15 protein-coding genes and 1 riboswitch are annotated in these 19,557 nt (G+C 46.8%); of the genes, 5 read left to right on the top strand and 10 right to left on the bottom strand.

Translation table 11 applies throughout. The features are described from left to right. Positions 1 to 5 precede the first annotated feature (5 nt). The 3 genes from AC4EHJ_RS09295 to AC4EHJ_RS09305 form a co-directional block, all read right to left on the bottom strand. Complete coding sequence (locus AC4EHJ_RS09295; RefSeq protein ID WP_490975279.1) at positions 6 to 1,910, bottom strand: SpoIIE family protein phosphatase; 1,905 nt, start codon at positions 1,908 to 1,910, stop codon at positions 6 to 8. A gap of 454 nt (positions 1,911 to 2,364) precedes the next feature. Beyond that, positions 2,365 to 3,117, bottom strand: a complete 753-nt coding sequence (locus AC4EHJ_RS09300) for an anti-sigma factor (RefSeq protein ID WP_490975280.1) — start codon at positions 3,115 to 3,117, stop codon at positions 2,365 to 2,367. Then, entirely contained in the window at positions 3,110 to 3,676 is a 567-nt protein-coding gene (locus AC4EHJ_RS09305; protein WP_490975281.1) for an RNA polymerase sigma factor, read from the bottom strand. Before AC4EHJ_RS09305 ends, AC4EHJ_RS09300 begins: the two co-directional genes overlap by 8 nt. A gap of 296 nt (positions 3,677 to 3,972) precedes the next feature. On the opposite strand from AC4EHJ_RS09305, the gene AC4EHJ_RS09310 reads away from it, so the two are divergent. Both AC4EHJ_RS09310 and AC4EHJ_RS09315 read left to right on the top strand, forming a co-directional pair. Then, positions 3,973 to 5,304 (top strand): hypothetical protein, encoded by a 1,332-nt coding sequence (locus tag AC4EHJ_RS09310; RefSeq protein WP_490975282.1) that lies wholly within the window; start codon positions 3,973 to 3,975, stop codon positions 5,302 to 5,304. A gap of 54 nt (positions 5,305 to 5,358) precedes the next feature. Further along, positions 5,359 to 6,312 (top strand): class F sortase, encoded by a 954-nt coding sequence (locus AC4EHJ_RS09315; RefSeq protein WP_490975283.1) that lies wholly within the window; start codon positions 5,359 to 5,361, stop codon positions 6,310 to 6,312. Between the two features lie 156 nt (positions 6,313 to 6,468). Here AC4EHJ_RS09315 and AC4EHJ_RS09320 read toward each other — a convergent pair whose 3' ends face one another. From AC4EHJ_RS09320 to AC4EHJ_RS09345, 6 genes are all read right to left on the bottom strand, one after another. Further along, a complete protein-coding gene (locus tag AC4EHJ_RS09320) occupies positions 6,469 to 6,801 on the bottom strand; it encodes a DUF1048 domain-containing protein (RefSeq protein WP_490975284.1) in 333 nt (110 codons plus the stop codon). Positions 6,802 to 6,877: 76 nt separating this feature from the next. After that, the gene (locus tag AC4EHJ_RS09325) at positions 6,878 to 7,093 is read right to left on the bottom strand and encodes a DUF1048 domain-containing protein (protein WP_490975645.1); all 216 of its coding nucleotides are present in this window, start codon (positions 7,091 to 7,093) and stop codon (positions 6,878 to 6,880) included. Positions 7,094 to 7,406: 313 nt separating this feature from the next. Beyond that, entirely contained in the window at positions 7,407 to 8,204 is a 798-nt protein-coding gene (locus AC4EHJ_RS09330; RefSeq protein WP_490975285.1) for an SDR family NAD(P)-dependent oxidoreductase, read from the bottom strand. A 12-nt stretch (positions 8,205 to 8,216) separates the two neighbouring features. Further along, positions 8,217 to 8,804, bottom strand: a complete 588-nt coding sequence (locus AC4EHJ_RS09335) for a GNAT family N-acetyltransferase (RefSeq protein WP_490975286.1) — start codon at positions 8,802 to 8,804, stop codon at positions 8,217 to 8,219. Positions 8,805 to 8,858: 54 nt separating this feature from the next. After that, entirely contained in the window at positions 8,859 to 9,911 is a 1,053-nt protein-coding gene (locus AC4EHJ_RS09340) for a GNAT family N-acetyltransferase (protein ID WP_490975287.1), read from the bottom strand. 895 nt (positions 9,912 to 10,806) lie between these two features. Then, positions 10,807 to 12,171, bottom strand: a complete 1,365-nt coding sequence (locus AC4EHJ_RS09345) for a copper amine oxidase (RefSeq protein WP_490975288.1) — start codon at positions 12,169 to 12,171, stop codon at positions 10,807 to 10,809. A 281-nt stretch (positions 12,172 to 12,452) separates the two neighbouring features. Next, positions 12,453 to 12,560: riboswitch (SAM riboswitch) on the top strand. A gap of 80 nt (positions 12,561 to 12,640) precedes the next feature. Between AC4EHJ_RS09345 and AC4EHJ_RS09350 the strand changes: the two genes are divergently transcribed. Next, the gene (locus tag AC4EHJ_RS09350) at positions 12,641 to 13,303 is read left to right on the top strand and encodes a sulfite oxidase-like oxidoreductase (RefSeq protein WP_490975646.1); all 663 of its coding nucleotides are present in this window, start codon (positions 12,641 to 12,643) and stop codon (positions 13,301 to 13,303) included. Positions 13,304 to 13,355: 52 nt separating this feature from the next. On the opposite strand, the gene AC4EHJ_RS09355 is transcribed toward AC4EHJ_RS09350, so the two are convergent. Continuing rightward, positions 13,356 to 14,414, bottom strand: coding sequence for an LLM class flavin-dependent oxidoreductase (locus AC4EHJ_RS09355; RefSeq protein WP_490975647.1), 1,059 nt, complete (start codon positions 14,412 to 14,414; stop codon positions 13,356 to 13,358). Between the two features lie 297 nt (positions 14,415 to 14,711). On the opposite strand from AC4EHJ_RS09355, the gene AC4EHJ_RS09360 reads away from it, so the two are divergent. Then, on the top strand, positions 14,712 to 17,066 hold the full coding sequence (locus AC4EHJ_RS09360) for a putative bifunctional diguanylate cyclase/phosphodiesterase (protein ID WP_490975289.1): 2,355 nt from the start codon (positions 14,712 to 14,714) through the stop codon (positions 17,064 to 17,066). Between the two features lie 327 nt (positions 17,067 to 17,393). Then, a complete protein-coding gene (locus AC4EHJ_RS09365) occupies positions 17,394 to 19,502 on the top strand; it encodes a sensor domain-containing protein (protein WP_490975290.1) in 2,109 nt (702 codons plus the stop codon). The last annotated feature ends 55 nt before the right edge of the window (positions 19,503 to 19,557 follow it).

Below are 19,557 nucleotides of genomic sequence, written 5' to 3' on the forward strand. Positions count from 1 at the left end.
TCCCCCTATATTTTCAGGATGATCAAGGTCTGATCATCTTCAATGGCGTATGGTTCCAAAGCATTGACCCGTGCGAAGATCTCCTGCGCCAAAGTCGTGGCATCAAGTGATAAATCCGCTTGAAGGATCGCTTCACGCAATAGCACATTCGTATCTTCCGTATTTTTTTTCCTTTCAAGCAGACCATCCGTAAAGAGCACGACCAGGTCACCATCTTCCAACTGGATGGAGTCGGACTTGAATTCCAACCCTTCTGCAATGCCTAGGACTGGCCCTGTCGGATCTAATTCACGGAAGTGCTGAGTCGCTGGCCGGTAGACAAGAATCGGTTCATGTCCGCCCGAAGCGTATTGAAGCGTCTTTGTCGCTAAGTCGATGTAGCTGCAGAACATCGTGATGAAGCTGGCCTGTTCCATATAATGCGCTGAAAATTTATTGATCCGCGCCAAAACGGTCGCGGGAGATTCTTTCTGGTCCATTGCGAACTTCATCATCGTCATCTGGATGGCCGCCGGAATGCCCTTGCCGCTGACATCTGCAATCGATACGAAGACACCTTCTGCATCCGGAACTAGCGTATAGAAATCACCGTTCAATTCTTTGAACGGAATGCTGACAACACCCGTGTCGAAAGCCATCGGCAGCGTATTCGTCGACTTCAGCAATGCTTCCTGCACTGTGACCGCCAGCGCCACTTCATACTGAATGTTCTCATGCTGAATTTCCAGGCGCTTCAGCTTCTCGCTTTCCGTAATGTCCTTGAACGTCACCAGCGTGCCCACTGCCTCTTCACTGACAAGGGGCTGCGTGAAATATTCCACAGGAAAGCTCGTGCCATCTTTGCGCCAGAACACCTCGTCCGTCACAAACGAATAATCGTTTGTTTCGACGGCGATGCAAATCGTGCATTCCTCCATGAAATAAGGGCTGCCGTTTGTCTTCGTATGGTGGATGATCGGGTGGCCGACCCTTCCAACGAGTTCATCTCGCCGGAAGCCGAGCATTTCCACCGCAGAATCGTTGATGAAAGTGATTTTGCCATGAAAATCAATGCCATAAATCCCTTCGCCGACAGAATTCAGGAACCGTTCATACGTATTTGAAATTTCCTCGACTTCCTTGAATGGCCGCTGACCGTAGCGCACAAAAATCAGTACGAATAAAAACCCGTATCCCGCCACTTTGAAGACGTGTGAGACCGTAGCGCTCCAATCGGTGATGGCTGTGAAAGAATAAACCAAAGTCGAAAACAGCAGGAAAATGGAAGCCGGTGCGATAAAGCCGACTTCGACGGAACTTGTTTTCCCTTTCTTCTCGAGCAGAAACAAGTACAGCAGAATTCCGAGATGGACAACCGTCGAAAGCGCCATCCCGACGTTAAATAGCAGCGTCGGCCTGCCGTCCACGACCAACAGCGGCAGCTCGTTTTGCAGCAAGAGGATGAAAATGGAGATCGATGCTACGTAAAAAACTGACAACACCGCCGCCATCGACTTTAATCCTCTCAGCTTCAGCGGCGAATCCAGCTCCACCATCAGAATGATGAACAATATGGTCTCCGTGATCCGCGCCATCAACCAGAACCAGCCGCTCAATGAAGGCTCTCCCATCAACGAACCAGGCATGCCCGCTACCGTCAGGATGTGCAGGACGTCAAACACACCGACCGCAAAAAACAAACTGGAGAAAACCAACTGCTTGTAATTGTCGCCGATGCGGGTAAAAAGCCAGCCTTGGACGGCAATACTGATGGCAATGAAGATGCTCGTCATTTCTAGGATAATGTGCGTCATCAGAAACGCTGGATCGCTGAAATCCGAAAAGCCCACTCGCTCATCGATGAAAATCGTCAAGTAGAACAGGACGCTGACAACGATGGATATTTGAATTAAACGGTTAGCTGAAGTCATAAGTAATCACTCTCGAATCTGTAAAGGAATGGATGCGCACAAAGCATACGCGCTTTTGGCAGACAGGTGGATGGTAGTATAGTGGGAAATTCTAGATAGTTCTTTTCATTTCGCTCTTGGCGAACGCTTTCGCCTTTATTTAATGGTGTATCTTAATAGCGAATCATATCATTTATTGAAGAAAAGATATACTTCCTATAGTTTCTCAATAATATTTTTGGGTTCGAAGAGCAGGTTTTCCCGTTAACAAGGGTTAAATAAACCGCAGCATGTGTTGCGGAGGAATCAACAGGCGTTGGCGAGCGGTTAACAGGCAATGCCTGGAAATTAACTGGTGTTGGCGCAAAAGATTCACGCCGAATAAAAACTTAACCAGTGCACAAGAATATTTTTTTCCACAAAAAAACAAGGAAGGCTCTGTGTAAATCCGAGAACCTTCCTTGCTCTTCATATGCTATAGTCCGGAACTCAGCACAATTTCGCCTTCCGGCAATTCGTTGCCCGCTTCTGGTTCAAGCGTGATAGCGATTGTATCCCATTCTTCCGTATTCTGTTCAAGTTGGTAAAACGCTGCGCCTTGGCCATCTGCATCCGCTTCGAATGCACCCGCCGGTATCGGCTTGCCGTCTTTCAACAGCCAGATCTGGTAGACCTCGCTGCCTGACAGCTCCTGCAGCCCTTCACCTTGGACAACCACTTCAAGTGAATCGCCTTCGCTTACTAAGGCTGCTTTGGCACTGCCGGCGAAGCTTTCGCTTGCTTGCAAGTCGATCGACTGGAATGCGGCTTCTGTCTGCCCTCCGCCATCATCTGATAACTTCATGAATGCGTAGGCGTTGCCGAGCAGCGACAGCAGTAATACTGCCGCGATCAGCGGACGCCACCAAATCCGTTCTTTAGGCGGCTTCGCCATCGGCACCACTTTTGGCGCCGGCTTCGATGCAGGCTGCACAGCTTCTAGAGCTGGTTCTTGTTTTTTGATTGGTTCTTCTTGATCACTCTCATCAAAAACATTTGCCAGGATGCGCTCTTTCATGCCTGCCGGCGGTTCCGCCGATTCAGCCAGGTAAGGGAGTTCGCCTACTGCTTCAACAAGTTCACGGCAATCTTCGCAATTGTTCAAATGCAGTTGGAATTCATGCATTTCTTCTGCTGTTAGCGTACCGTTCAAATAATCGATGACATGGTCACAATTCATCTTAGTCATCAATGGCTCCCCCTTCCTGCACACCGTGCAATGATTTTTTCAGTTTGCTGAGCGCCAGCCTGATCCTGCTTTTCACTGTACCCAGCGGCAAATCACAGATTTCCGCAATCGCCTCGTGGGTATGCCCCTTAAAGTAAAAGAGCTGGATCATTTCTTGCTGTTCCGTAGACAGCCGCTCAACTGCGGTTTGAATCTGGTCTTTCTGTTCCTGCCATTCGGCCTTGTCTTCCACTGACGAGTCCCCATCAGCCATATCGCTGATTTCATCGAGCGGAACCGTCGGCTTTTTGCGTTTCCGTATCAAATCTATCGCGGAATTCCGCGACATTGTAAACAACCAAGAAGTGAATTTCCCCTTGCTTTCATCGTATTCCCCACTACCCCGCCAAATTTTAATGAAGACTTCCTGCAGGGCTTCTTCAGCCAACGCACGATCTTCCGTCATTTTCAGCAAAAATGAGAAAAGGATCTTCTCGTAGCGGTCATACAATTGTTCCAGTGCATCTTTATCCTTGTCCTGAATCTGCCTGTAAAGCATAAAGTCTGAGCTATTCTCCATCCACGTACCCCTTTTTTCATATTTCGTCTTTCAAGCATACTACAATGCCTGCTGCAGATGCATTGACTAGCTTAAAAAACTGCAATTTAGAGAGTGGGATCATTATTGAATTCTATATACCAAACGTGAGAACATGCGTTTTAGATCACTTTTTCCCCTTGACAATATTGCTTCCTTATATATAAATTCACATCTTTCGCTGTTTTTAACTTTTTTTATTTTCCACCTCCAGAAGTGATCTATTCTCCCCCTTTTTGCGTTAGGTATGCAAGAAGATCAAACAGAGGAGTGTTTTTATGAAATGGAGAAAAGTATTGGCACCGGTCCTTGGTGCAGCATTATTGATCCCCGGAATGGGGACGGCTTTCGCAGATGAAATGCCGAAGGCAGACACGACAGGAGTTGAGCTGCGTGCGACACTGGATTCGTTATTGTCCGAGCATTACGCACTGGCGGTCGATTCCATGATGAAAACCTATGACGGCGACAAAGGCGCAGAAGCGGCAGCCGCTGCACTGGCCGAAAATGCCGCTGACATGGAGCCGGTAATCGCTTCTGTTTACGGTGAAGAAGGCGGCGCGGCTTTCGAAGAAATTTTTGCAAAGCACAATATGGGCACCACTGAATACGCACAAGCAATCAAAGATGGCGACGAAGCGCTGGAACAGGAAGCATTAGAGCAAATCCAGTCTTTTGTTGACGATATGGGTGCATTCCTGGCCACAGCAACTGAAGGCAATTTGCCTGAAGATGGCGCAGTAGACGCACTTCGCCAGCACGAAGATTTTGTCCAAAACACATTTGACCTTTATGCAGCCGGTGATTACGTGGAGTCTTACACCACGTACCTTGAAGGCTTCAAGCAGATCTTTGGCGCAGGCAGTGCCATCAGCGGAGCGATTTCCACTCAGTTCCCTGATAAATTCTCTGATCCGAACACAGCAGCAGGCGACTTCCGTTCAACCGTCAACCGCATTGCAGCAGAACATTTTGCTTTGGCGCAGTTGAGCCTGACAAAAGGTTTTAACGGCTCAGCCGATTTTGATTTCGCTGATTGGGCCCAAGACCAGAACACAGAAGAATTCCGTGCAGCCATTGCTTCCCTTTATGGTGAAGAAGCTGCAACCCAATTTGCACAGATCTGGAACAATGAACACATTTCCGTACAAGGTGATTTGTCCGGCGCCACTGCTGCAGAAGACCAAGCTGCCATTGACGAAGCAAAAAAAGCGTTGACTGGCACATTTGCCACTGACCTGGGCACATTCCTTAGCACAGCAACCGAAGACCGTATGCCGCTTGATGAAACAATCGCCGGCGTAGCCGCACACGAAGAATCTGTCATCGGTACATTTGAGCAATACGTGGCTGGCGATTTTGAAGCTTCATACAGCACGTACCGTGAGGGCTATGCTATCATGTTCGATATCGGAAAAGGATTGAGCGGCGCAATTGTCGACCAATTCCCTGAAGAATTCCAAAACACGGCACCTGAAAAAATGCCGAAAACCGGAATGGGCGGCACAGCAACCGAGTCCAATAGCATGATGCTGTGGATCGTTTCAAGCATGTTGCTGATTGTTGCAGCCGGAACTATCACGTACCGTCAGAAAACGAAACAGCAATAAACTCTTGAGGGAGCCAAGCGTTCCCTCTATTCCTATGGAAAGGGAGGATGGACTATGAAGACCTATGCTCCAATGGGCATCGCAGTGCTTCTTTCTGCGATCCTGTTCTTTATTATGAAACCGTACGAAGATGGCTCAAAGACTGTCACTGAAGCTGAACCTCCGTCCGAATTGGCGGCGGAAACCAAAACCGTAACGGCGGAAAAGACCGACAAAATCGCAGAGTTCCCCATCCTTCCTGCCCAACGGGAGAAGCTGGAGACACTGCAACGTGAGCGCCAGGAAAGCATCCGAGGCATGGAACCTGCTCGGATTGAAATTCCATCGATAGGCGTTGACACAGCGATTGAGCCGACCGGCATCCTTGAAAACGGTGAGATGGGCGTCCCTGAAGACGTCGACCAGGTGGGATGGTTCGAGCCTGGCTACAAGACCGGTGCCAAAGGGCATTCCGTTCTTGCCGGACACGTTGACAGTTTGACTGGCCCTGCTGTTTTCTACGAATTGCAGAATGTGAAAATCGGTGAAACCGTAGCCGTCACAGACAAAGATGGACGGAAAATGGTTTTCGAGATAAAAGAAAAAGTGAGTTATCAGACCGACAAAGCGCCGATTGAAGAAATCTTCGGACCTTCGGATAAGCGCATGATCAATTTGATTACGTGTACTGGCGACTTTAACCGATCGATCGGATCACACGAAGAGCGTCTTGTCGTTTCCGCAGAACTTGTTTCCGATTCTGCTGTTGTCCAGAAAGCGCCCCAAGCACCGACAAACGTCGAGGCGACTTCGTTCAGCCTTTCTTGGCACGCAGTGCGCGACGATGCCATTATCGGCTATCGCGTCTACGAGGAAGACATCGAAACAGGCGAAAGCAAAAAAATTGCCACTGTGTCGTTGTTCGACCGCAAGAATATCGAAATCGAACAGGATCCCAACAAGCGCTACTACGTAACAGCGGTTGATGTGGACTTGAAAGAGTCCGAAAAAACAGAAGCACAGCAATAGGCAGAATCCCGGGAAACCGGCGGTCCTGCTGTTTTTTCGTTTAAAATGCTTCATCACTTTCTTCTCCAGCTGGTTTCGAGCAAGACAGAAGGCAAAATAATGCAGTCACAAAACCTCATCCGTCCCGTTCTTTTTCCCATTAGAAGTGCGGTATATTTAAATAGAATCGTTCCCTCTCCCGAGTTTCCCCATCATGTCACGGTTAAGTTTTTCGCGAAAGTTATCAGTCCACTTTTTCATGTCGCTCAAAAAATCGTCGCAGAAGCCTGCAACGTCTTCACCTATTACGTCGAGAACGTGCTTGCCGTCTAGATCGCTAGCTTCAAACAACCCAAGCATTTCGTGCTGCGTTTTCAACATGTCAGGTCCGTCTCCTCTCGCTAAGCTACACATATATCCTTGGATTTTTTTAAACACGAACCGGTAGTCTTCAGGCGACGCTTCCACCCTGGCCAGCTGCGGCCTGTACTCTTTTTTGTCACCTATCATTTTTTTAATAAGCCCCGCATCATTATTGCCCCTTCCTATTAAATTTTTCCATGAACTCTTTGTTTAACTTGTCCCGCTAATTTTCAGTACCGGTAGCTGCTGCACGCATAAATTCATCACAAAATTCATCGACATCCTTGCCTAAGAAGTCAAGAACCTTTTTGTCCTCTGCCGCGCTTGTTTCAAGTAAATTCACTAAATCCGTAAATATCGCCATGTCACTACCAGGAGGGCCGACGCTAAACATAGTATGTTGAATTTTGCGAAATGCAAACCGATAATCTTCCGGCAGAGCAGTCCGGTTCTACATGAATGAATGATTATTATTATTGAAATCATTCTTAAGAGCCAACGGGATTTCAGCAAAGAAAAAAGCCCTCCAATAGAGGGCTTTTTTCTGGATGTTGAATGGAATTTTGCAAACTTGGACACCGAAGTCCTTCGAACTATTTCGGACCGTAGGGTAAATGCTTAAGATGAGATTATTCCCAAGCCAGTTTCCGAATGAATGCCGCGGCCATTTCGTATGGAGAACGCTGATCTAATAGTTACTATCTAGATAGAAATTATTTTTCATCACTTCGCCATCGAATTAACGGGTTTATTCAGCGCGCTCCCATGCCCCCGTCTATTCGGTACTGGCTTCCAGTAATGAACTTAGAATCATCACTAGCCAAAAACAAAACTAGCTTAGAAACTTCCTCCATACTTCCATAGCGACCCAGTGGAATGCGCGACGAAATGTTGTTTCTAACGGCTGAAGGGTCGTCAGCGTTCAGTGCTTCTTCAATCGCCTTCATCATAGCTGAATCCAAAGGCGCAGGGTGGATGGAATTAACACGGACCGAATCTTTGGCTACTTCCAGTGCCGCAGTTTTAGTAAGGCCGACAACGGCATGTTTGGAAGCCGAATAAAGAGAATTGCCGCTGCTGCCCATAAGGCCGGAAACGGAAGAAGTGTTGATGACACTGCCACTTTTTTGAGCGGACATAATAGGTAATATATGCTTTAGCCCTAAAAACACGCCGCGCACATTAATATTGATAACCGCTTCAAAATCTTCTATTGTCTGCTCAATCAGCGGCGCAATTTTTCCGATGATGCCAGCGTTGTTCAAAAACACATCGATTCTTCCCCATTTTTCGATGACTTGCTGTACATAAAGCGCGACTTCCTGTTCATCGCTTAAATTCGATGCCAAGCCGAGCACCTCTCCTTTGGAGCTCAGGCTTTCGACCACTGCGTCCAGAGCCTTTTGGTTAATGTCGACTAACGCCACCTTAGCTCCCTCCCGCAGTAGAAGTTCCGCGGTATTTCTTCCAAGCGCGCCCGCTCCGCCAGTGATTACAGCTACTTTTCCCTCAAGTTTTCCGGCCATGAATTTTCCCCGCCCTTTCAGCATCGTTGCTCCGCTTCAGCGATTTACTGGCTGTCCACTTTCTTCTTCCATCCAGTAATTGCTTTGCCCACAAAGTTCTTCATATTCACTTTTTAGGATGCCCACGATAATCCGATCGTAGTACCGGTTGTTCCTATAGGCATGCTCACGTATTCTGCCTTCTTCCCGCCATCCGCATTTTTGGACGTAGAGATTATAAGATGGGACATTATGTTCGACAATATCTCCATCCAAACGGTGCAGCTGCAGTTCTTCGAATGCATATTTCATGGTCGCCATCACTGTATCCCGTCCGTATCCGTGGCCCTGCATATTCTTTTTTCCAATCAGGATGCCATGGTAAGCGGAACGGTTTTTGAAATCGATGTTCGTTATGGTTGAAATGCCGATAAAGCCATCGCTGGGGGTATCGATTGCAAAACGCAAGTGATGGCCGTCAAATGCTAGGCTGTCAAACCACTTGTTCTGCTGGTCCGACGAAATGGGGTGGGACCACCCTCCAAGCAAATAACCGATATCCGGATCGTTATGAAAACTTCTCAAACTCTCCATATCGGATTTTTCCAAAGCCCGCAGCGTCACTTTTTTCCCTTGAATGTTCATACCTGCCACCTCTTCCCAAGTATTATCAAGCTTGACCAATCATCTTGCTCACTCTCAAATGCTCCGATATAACGGGAAATAGCCGTCTACTGAGAGGGACCGGCTTGCTGTCATGGCTACTAATTCAGCATAAATCTCCGGATTATAAATATTTGTCCCCAAAAAATATTTGTAATTATTGCCATTGGTGAAAGATGTTTTATATTGGAACAAACTATCTCCTTCCCGGTAACCACCGCCTAAGTGCAATAATTTGCACTTCATTTTTTTGGATAATATCACCATGAAGTTGAAGAGCAAATTATTTGGCCGCAGATCTAAATAGTTTTTGTCCGAAGCACCCAAATGGTAATGGGCAAAATATTTTGTGGCCAAGAGGATGGCTGCAGCTATGACTTTTTTCCCTAAGTATACAAATAAGAGATATGATTTGGAGACGAGGGTATCTACAAGCTGTTTTTGGATAGCCGAAAAGCAATAATAATAACTATCGGCTGCCTCTTTGCGCTTCATAGTTGCATTATATAAGTTCAAGAAAATTTCAATATTTTCGTCGCTCTTATCAACTTTTTTGCAATAGAGATCGTTGGATAAAGCCTTTTTAATATTCCGCTTAGTCATTTGGCTGTATTGTTGCTGGATTTGCAATAAACTTCCTGATAAATCGACAGCAGTGGTCTTGCGGATGTAATTTAAATTGCAGTAACCGCTTAGGTAACTGGCATTATTCAAGAGAGGGTGCAGCCTAACGATTTCTGAAACAATATCTTTTTCCAAGCAATACGCATGGAATCGGCTAGTGAATTCTTCCACAACTTTCGCATTCCCAAAAATCAACGGTCCCCCATATCCGTATGGAGTGGTGATATCGTAGATTGGTTTTGCTGTATAATGGTTAATCTCTCGCAGGATAAAAGGATAAATGACCCTTCCTAGATTATTTTCAAAGAATACGAGCTTTGCCTGTCCATTCTCTTTTTCTGCATTCCATTCGCAATATTCATAAGTATAGTAAACATCCTTCACAGGAAATTCATTTACTACCTTATCCCAGTGATCTTTCGTTTCAATGATAGTGATGTTTGAAGCTTGGATGTCAATCATCATAATAAACGCCCCTCTCTTTAGATGCGAAATTATGTAAATAACTAACAGTTGATAAGTTTATTATTACTGCTCAAAGTTAAAAGTAGGTTAAATCAATATAATTTTTCATCAGATTTTCAGAGATGAGTGAAATGTTGCTTTGTGCTGGTTTGATAGGAAATTAATAGTGGGAAATTAAAGCAGCATGCGTTGAAGCTTATGCTTCCAAAAGAATTTTAATACACAAAAAAGCTAGCCGATTAAGCTAGCTTTTTCAAGCGTTCGAGTTATTCCTGTCTCCCTTTGCGAATGCTGATAATTGTTTTCAAACGTTCAAACATCAAGTTTTCTCCATTAAATGCCCATCTTTTCTTGAACCGGATGAAACTTAATAATAAGTGATTTTTTCAATTTCCTTTCACATTCACGTTGCTGGATGTTCAGTTTTGCAAAATTTCCAAAACCAAGGCATTAAGTTATATCCTTATCAGGATAACAAAGAGTAAGTAAAAAACCTTTGAATCTCTTATCCCATAAGTTTTTATTTTTCTAGTATAGAAAAATCGGAATAATTATTCCTTAAACTAAAGCATTAATAATGAAGGCTGAAAAATACTTATGCTTTTCTTTTTGAGAAAAAATTTTTATTGATTTTCATTGTTAAAGACAATGAACCGGCTTTAAACGAATACGGGATGAACCTGAAAGCTGCCGTTTATTCTCTTGATAATGATTAGGCTGCTGACACTTTTAATGAGAATATTAAATTAGATGACTTAGTTTGGTTAATGGCATGTACCCCGTAGTCAACAGGTGCATGCTTTTTTACTTCTCTGCTTCATCGATCCATATAGAAATCACTAGTATAAAACAAAAAAAGCTAGCCGATTAAGGCTAGCTTTTTCAAATGCTGCGATTACTGTTGTTTGCGTGTGCGTAATGCGATCGTAGTTGTCAATCCAGCAAGCATTAATCCTGCAAGGATCCACATGAATGGCAATGTTGATGACTCAGTGCCGCCCATTCCTGTTTTAGGCATTTCAGATGGCATTGCTGCTTCACCGAATTGCTCAGGGAATTGGTCAACGATTGCTGCTGATAGACCAGCTGCAGGCATTGTCATGTGCGCGTATGCTTCACGCATAGAGCTGTATGCTGCGTCATAGTCGCCAGCTACATAAGAATCGAATGATGCTAGCAATTGGCTTACGTGTGCAGTCAAACCTTCTTCAAGTGCTGCAGCAGGTACACGGCCTTCAGTTGCGCCATCAAGAAGTGCTGCTTGTTCAACGATGTACTCGTCAAGTTCAGCTTTTGCTTTTTCTTGCCCTTCAGCATTGTCTTCACCTGTTGCTACTACGTAATCTACAAAGTAACCGATGTGTGATTTCCATGTTTCGTCGAATGCTGCTCCAGCTTCTTCGCCGTAAACGGATGTTACTGCAGCAGTTAAGTCGTCAGCATTTGCCAATAAAGAAGCAGCTGCCGTGTCGAAGCTTTCAGCGCCATCAGCACCGTCTTGCATTGCCATTACCGCTAATCCAGCATGCTCAGTGAACGTTGTGTTCAAAGAAGCGCGTAGATCGATTGCCGGTGTGTCCGGGTTTGTGTTTTCAAATTTATCAGCGAATTGGTCAGTGATTGCGATTGAAAGAGTTTCAGCGAACATGCTCATGTGCTGGATTGATTCGCGTTCAAGAGCATATGAAGTTTCAAAGTCTCCCGCAACGTAAGCGTCAAACGATTTGATCAACTGGTCAATGTGCATATCCAAGCCTTCGCTCACAGCTGCTGCTGGCAAACGTCCTTCAGTTGCTGTATCGAAGAATTCAGATTGTGTTGTTTTGTATTCTTCAAGTTCAGCCAAAGCCTGGTCTTTTCCAGCTTGATCGTCATTTGCTGTTGCTGTTACGTAATCCACGAAATAGCCGATATGCGATTTCCAGATCTCGTCGAATTGAGCTGCGCCTTCTTCACCGTATACAGAAGCGACTGCCGCTTTCAAATCGTCAGCGTTTGCCAACAATGCGCCAGATGCCTGGTCGAAGTCTTCTGCTCCGTCAACGCCTTTTCTCATTGCTTCTACTGCTAAGAATGCATGCTCCGTTAAAACTGTATCAAGTGCGATGCGAAGTTCGCCCGCTGGTGTTGCTGTTCCTGCTCCAACTTCGCTAGACGCTGGAGTTGAATGTGATGATCCGTGGCTGTCAGCCAATGCCGCTGTCGGCACCAATAGGGCTAGTGTAAGTGGAAGAGCTACTAATAATTTGTTGACTTTCATAAATGAACATCTCCTTTTTCTCTGTGTTTTATTTGATTCTGACTACAAAACGCACGTGGTTCATTTTTAGATCACTCTTTTTTAAAAAAACTTAAAATTCTTTTTTTCTGCCCTGTGATCCGTCCACCTGCCCAATTTTCTTTATATAGAAGAAAGCCGTTTTTTTCTATCTGAACGGCGTTCTAAAAAGTTTTATTCGAATAAATTCTTCAACATCATTGTCATCCCGTGGCCAATTGGATAGAATAAGTCTTATCAGAAAAATTACATAAAACTACGTAACCTTATCAAGAGAGGCAGAGGGACTGGCCCTATGACGCCCGGCAACCGCTAGTTTGACTAGTATGGTGCCAAATCCAACAAAGCAGCGATGCTTTGAGAGATGAGGGAGAGTCTGTTCTTGCTTTTGCGCCTAACTCTTCCTCTCGCGAGGGGGAGTTTTTTTGTGTGGAGGAGTGATTAGATGAAGTTGAACAAAGCAGACCGCATCAAACGGACCCGCGTGCCGGTGGCCGATCCGGCACTCGCTGACCGCTTGCCGCCCGGGCAAGTGCTGACCGAGCGCTTTCCAGTTTTGCACGAAGGCGAAGTGCCCGAATACAATATGGACGACTGGACACTGAAAATCTATGGCCGCGTCGAGCAGGAAGTGACGCTGTCGTATAACGATATTTTGGAGCTCCCGCAAACGACGGTGCAGCGCGACATCCATTGCGTGACGCGCTGGTCGCGCTTTGATAATTCCTTTACTGGCGTGAAGTTTCAGGACTTGATGAAAGCGCTCGGCGTTACGCCAAACAGCCAATATGTCATGCTCCACGGCGATTACGATTACACGACGAATGTCGCGCTCAGCGATTTGGACCGCGAAGATGTGCTGCTCGCCCATTCACTGGACGGCGAACCGCTGACGGCCAAGCACGGCTATCCGCTGCGCTTTGTCGTGCCGCATCTGTATTTCTGGAAAAGCGTCAAATGGGTGCGCGGCATCGAGTTTGTCGACGAGAACCATCCTGGATTCTGGGAGCAGAACGGCTTCCACCTGAACGGCGACCCGTTCAAAGAAGAACGGTTTTCAGGAGAAGACCTGGAGATTCCGGATGATGAATGGGAAAAGAAAGAATTCGATTGAACGCGAAAAAACGGCTCATCCCCTGCGGATGAGCCGTTTTTAGGTTTTGTAGTTATTTTATGGCGGTGAATTTTTTCACAGCTGGCAAAATTTCGGTCGCAATCAGCTCGATGTTGCGCTCGATCCGGCCGAACGGTACGCCACCGAAATCCATTTGGGCGATATAACGCTGGTGGCCGAACACTTCGTGCTGGTAGAGAATCTTTTCGATGATCTGCTGCGGGCTGCCGATATTCATCACATGATGGGGATGCGCGCCTTGCATGAAATGAGGCTGTGGAAAACCTCGGCCGTTGGTGCGCATCATGCCTTTATCCACATGTGGGTAACTTTCTTCGAATGCCTGCTGCGTCGTTTCGGCCGCGTTGAAAAAGCCGGCAGTTGCGACCGGGAACTCAGCGGGATCGAAGCCGTTTTCAGCTAATGCTTCGCGGTAAACATCAATCGAATGCCCGAAACTTTCAGCCGGCCCGCCAAGTGTGGCGAGCATCATCGGCACGCCTGCCTGTCCGGCCTTTATGGCGCTCGACGGATGGCCACCGACTGCCCGCCAAATCGGCAATGACCCATTGTGCGGGCGCGGGATGACCTCGGCGTCGCGCAGCGATGCGCGGAATTTTCCGCTCCAATTGACCTTTTCCTGCCGGTTGATCTCCAGCAGAAGATTGAATTTCTCTTCGTACAATTCTTCGTAATCATGGACATTATAGCCGAGCAGTTCAAAAAGCCCGATGCGCGAAGCGCGTCCCGCAATGATTTCCGCACGTCCGTCCGAAATCAAATCGATCGTCGAGAAATCCTCGTATACCCTTACCGGATCGGATGTGCTGATGATCGTCGATGAACTTCCCACCTTGATGTTCTTCGTTGCTTGCGCAATCGCACTCAGCACGACGGTATGCGCTTGTGTGGCGAAAAATTCCTGATGGCTTTCGCCGACGCTGAAGAAATCCAGCCCGGCTTGGTCCGCGAGCTTTGCCATTTCGATGATTTCCTTGATCCGTTGCCCCGCAGTAATGCGGTTGCCCGTGTGCGGATCCGGCAAATGGTCGCCAAGCGTATAAATGCCGAACTCCATCCCTTTGCTTTGGTCAATGCGGTATTTCTCCATCTTCATCCGTCCCTTCCGTATGTACTTTAAATGCCCTAGCATCAGTATATCTTCCATCCGGCGTAGATGTTACTAATCCGCTTGCCGCTTTTATCCTTGGCTTTTCAGGCTTAATAAAGGAATAAAAACCCATTCTTTTGTTTTCCAAATGCGAATAAACTTATTCCATTTTAAGGAATAATTAACTATAATAAGGAAAAATATACTTTCAAAACAATTTTTTATTCCTAGCCATTTCATTTCAAAAAAATAAGGAGGTGAAACGCCATTACCAGTTTATCCATCAAAAATGCTTTCATGCTGTACATAGTCCTGCACATCGGCGTTTTCTATTACTTGGTGCTGCACAGTACAGCCAATGACCCGGCCACTTTGCTGGCGATCAATTTGGTTTCCGCTTTCGCGCCCTTAGTTGCAGCTGCCGTCTTGTTCGCTGTTTACCGAAAGATTTCCGGCAAGGAAAAAGTTTTCTGGCTGCTGGTTTCTCTCGGCTGCTTAAGCTACGTGATAGCGGAAGGCCTGTGGATTTACACAGAAAACGTCCTCGGGAAAGAAATACAATACCCGGGATGGACCGACCTGTTCTATTTTCTGCAAGTCGCTTTTTATCTGGCCGCGATTTTGTACCATCTTTGGCAGGTACGGAGAAATCTGCAGCCGTTAAAAGTCATCTTTGACATGGGCATCATTATGGCCGTGTTCACTGCGCTCAGCTGGCATTTCATCATTCGTGACCTCATAATCGGACCGGCTTCTGTTTTAGCGCTTATCGTTTCCGCCAGCTATCCCATCGGCAGCCTAATGCTGCTGTTCGGCCTGATCAGCTTTTACACAGGCTCTTTCCCGCTTTTCTCCCGCAATGTTCTGAATTTGATAGCAGCCAGCTTGTTAATCCAGATTGCCGCTGACAGCATCTACCTTTACACAACAGCAACCGGCAGCTACTTTTCCGGGACCATCTATGATCCGCTATGGTCGCTCGCACTGCTGCTGATGGCACTTGCCGGCCTGTTTGCGCTTGAAGAACAAGTAATATCTTCACCGGCTCCGCCGCTCGACAAAATAAGTTCTGGCGTTGAACTGCTGTTGCCCTATTTGAGCATGGCGATTTTATTTGTGGTCATGATCTTCGAACAAAAAAATGGCATGAACGGTTTGATTGCCGGTGCTGCAGTTTTAATCCTGTTGATCATTGCCCGCCAGGTTTTAACGCTCACCGAAAACCGGAGACTGCTCGATCAATACCATGGGCTAAATGAAAAGCTCGAGCAGAAAATCGGCCAGCGCACATCCGAGCTCAGCGTCAAAAACGAACAATTGTACGAAGCGATGCATCAGATGAAGCATATGGCGTACCATGATGTTTTAAGCGGATTGCCGAACCGCCGCCTTTTCCTTGATAAGCTAACAGTTGCCATGGCCGAAGCGCGGCTCCATTCCCACAAGGTAGCCGTCGTTTTCGTCGATTTAGACCGTTTCAAGAACGTTAACGATACGTATGGGCATGAATTCGGCGACATGCTTCTGAAAAGCTTTTCCAAAAAAATTACGGAGGTCCTCCGTAAAGAAGATACCGTTTCCCGCCAAGGCGGCGATGAATTCACTCTCATTCTGAACAAGATCTCTGAAGAAGAAAACATCGTTCCGCTCATCAGCCGCATCCAGGCCGTCGTCGAACAGCCCGTCACCGTCAATGGGCAAGACTTGAATATTTCTATGAGCATTGGCGTTGCCGTCTTTCCCGAAGATGGGCGGACGACCGAGGAATTGATGAAAAACGCCGATATTGCCATGTATCACGCAAAAGAACAGGGACGGAACAATTTCCAGTTTTTCTCGGAAGACATGAATGCTACGCTGAGCCGCAAGATCCAACTGGAAAACGGGCTGCGCAGGGCATTGCTCCACGAGGAATTCTTTCTCCATTACCAGCCGCAAGTCAATGCGGCGACCGGTGCGGTGACCGGCATGGAAACACTAATCCGCTGGCAATCCGCTGACGGCGCTATCGTCTCTCCTGGCGAATTCATCCCGCTTGCAGAAGAAACGCGCTTGATTTTGCCGATTGGCGAATGGGTGCTCACTACCGCTTGTCGGCAAGCCAAACTTTGGCATGACAATGGACATCGCCATTTGAAATTAGCCGTAAACTTGTCGCCTCTGCAATTTCTGGATAACAGCCTTTTGGATATCGTCGGGACGGCATTGGAAAAAACCGGTTTTCCCGCTTCTTCTTTAGAACTTGAAATTACAGAAGGGGTCGCAGTCTACGATGCCGAAGCAGCCATTGCTAAAATGGAGGCGCTGCAGAAACTGGGCATTGGCATCGCGATTGATGATTTCGGCACCGGCTATTCTTCTCTGATGTACCTGAAACGTTTTCCTGTCTCAAATTTAAAAATTGCGCAGCCGTTTGTCCAGGACATAGAAAATAGCCACGCTGACAAAGCGCTTGTCGCTACAATAATTTCCATGGCTCACAGCATGGACATGTCTGTGATTGCAGAAGGCGTCGAGACGGCTTCCCAGTTGGCGGCGCTGCAGAAACTCGACTGCGATGAAATTCAAGGCTATTTGTTCAGCCGGCCGCTGTCGGCGGAGCAGTTTACACTTATGCTGAAAACCGGCCTGCCTCAACCCGGATTCGTTTAACTCCAAAAAATCCTCGACAGGCTGGCATTGCCTTCTGGCGGGGATTTTCTTTATTGCCCCGTTTTGCTTTAGGTCCGTACATCAAAACGCTTAGCGCTGTTTTTTATGCATTCTACATTGTCGTTTCAAGGGCATTTGACGTATAATCAACTTTAAATAGGAAGAAATTTTAGTGAATTCACTTTTTTTATTTACATTTATAGTAAATAATTTTCTTCCATCCAAATCCGTCTCAACCCGTTTCCGTGAATCTAATCCCAAAAGCGGCTCACAGAATAGATCCATTCCTATTTACCCGTAAATTTTTACCGCCAGGAGGCAATGCTCATGAAAAAGACGAACAGCAATACAAGGTCTAGCGAAGAATCTTTTGCGTTTGATCCTTATCATAAAGAAATGTTTGATGCGATGATCCAGAACTCACCGGTGGCCATGTATATTTTAGACGGTCCTTCTTTCTCCTATGTAAACCAGCAGCTCTGCGATCTCAACGGCTATACAGAAGAGGAAATGATGGGCGGCGGAGTATCATTATCTGATTTGATTCACCCCGAAGATTTGCACATTGTCAAAGCCAGTGTCAATGAACGGCTCAATGGGAGCGCTAAAGAAGACCGCTACCGTGTGAGGTCGCTTAGAAAAGACGGTACTTTGCAGTATGTAGAAGTGCATGCTTCAAAAATGCTCCAGAACGGCCGGACGCTGACATGCGGCACAATCATTGATGTCACGGAACAGGTGGCCGCTCAAATCCAGCTGCAGGAAAACCAGGAACGCTTCGAGTCGCTTTTCTATAACAATCCCGATGCTATTTTTAAATTTGACCTGGAGGGCAAATTTATCGACGTCAATCCAAGCTGCACCGAATTGGTCGGATACAGCGCAGATGAGTTGCTGGAAATGTCATTTGCACCCATCGTCGTTCCAGAAGACCTGCAAATCGCTTTCAGCCATTTCCAGCTGGCGGCAGAAGGCATTTCGTCCCGTTATGAACTGGCGGTCATGCACTTAGATGGACAGCGGAGAAGTTTGGAAGTCACCGCCTTTCCGATAAAACAACGCGGGGAAATCACCGGGGTGTACGGCATTGCCAAAGACATCACCGAAAAAATCGAGCACCAGAAGCTAATGGAAGACATGGTCTATTTTGATCCGCTGACCAAGCTGCCCAACCGGAAATTATTCGAAGACCGGCTGAACCAAGTGCTGAACCTATCAAAAACCAATGAAAATCTGGTTGCTGTCCTGTTTCTGGATGTCGACCGCTTTAAGTTCATCAATGATTCTTTGGGACATCACGTAGGAGATGAATTCCTGAAAATCGCGGCACAGCGGCTGCAAAACCAAATCCGGTCAACTGATACGGTCGGAAGGTTCGCAGGAGATGAATTCGCCATTCTGATGCCCAATGCCAATGAGGAAGATGCGGTTTCATTAGCCCAGCGTCTCAATGCAGCCTTAGCTGAACCTTTTGATGTCACCGGCCATTCCCTGTCGGTCTCCGCGAGCATCGGAATCGCCTTTAACAGCGCGACAGAGGAAAGCGTCGATAGCTTGCTCAAAAAAGCGGACACAGCGATGTACTACACAAAAAAATGCGGCAAAAACAATTACACCGTCTATGCCGCGGAACTGGATAAAGAAAGCGCCTTTAAACTTGTTGTTGAGAAAGGCTTGAAATCTGCCATCCAGAATGATGAATTTGTTTTGCATTATCAGCCGATCATGGACTTGAAAACCGGCAAAATCAGCTCTATGGAGGCGTTGATCCGCTGGCACCATCCGGAACTGGGGCTGGTGCCGCCAGACCGCTTCATCACGGTTTCTGAAGAAAGCGGGCACATCGTTCCCATCGGCGAATGGGTCCTCCGTACAGCTTGCGTACAGAACAACGCATGGCAAAAAGCCGGATACGGGCCTTTCAAAATCAGCATCAACGTTTCCACCATCCAATTGCAGCAGCAGAACTTTGTCCAGACAGTCGCCGCTATCTTAGAAGAGACCGGCCTCGATGCAAAATGGGTTGAGCTCGAAGTGACTGAAACCATCTTGATGCAAAACACCCAGATGATTAAAAGCTGCTTGAAGAACTTAAAAGCACTCGGCGTATCTATCGCCATCGATGATTTCGGCACCGGCTATACCTCTCTCAGGTATTTGCGGGAATTCGAGTTCGACCGCGTCAAAATCGACCGCAGCTTTATTGCGGACATCAGCAACGATTTGAACGGCAAGGCGATTACGTCCACCATTATCTCGCTAGCCCATAAACTGAACATGGGTGTCGTCGCTGAAGGCATTGAGGACGCTGCCCAATTGTCCTTCCTGCGGGATGAACTATGCGACGAAGGGCAAGGCTATTACTTCAGCCGCCCGATGCCTGCTGAACTTCATCAGCTCGCGCTTGCGCGGCAAAATTCCGGCGCAGGAGACTGAACTTTTTTCTCTTTTCATCATCCAAACACAAAATAAGCCCGCTTCCTTGTTGAGA

Source organism: Planococcus sp. TJ-301 (genome assembly GCF_058268475.1).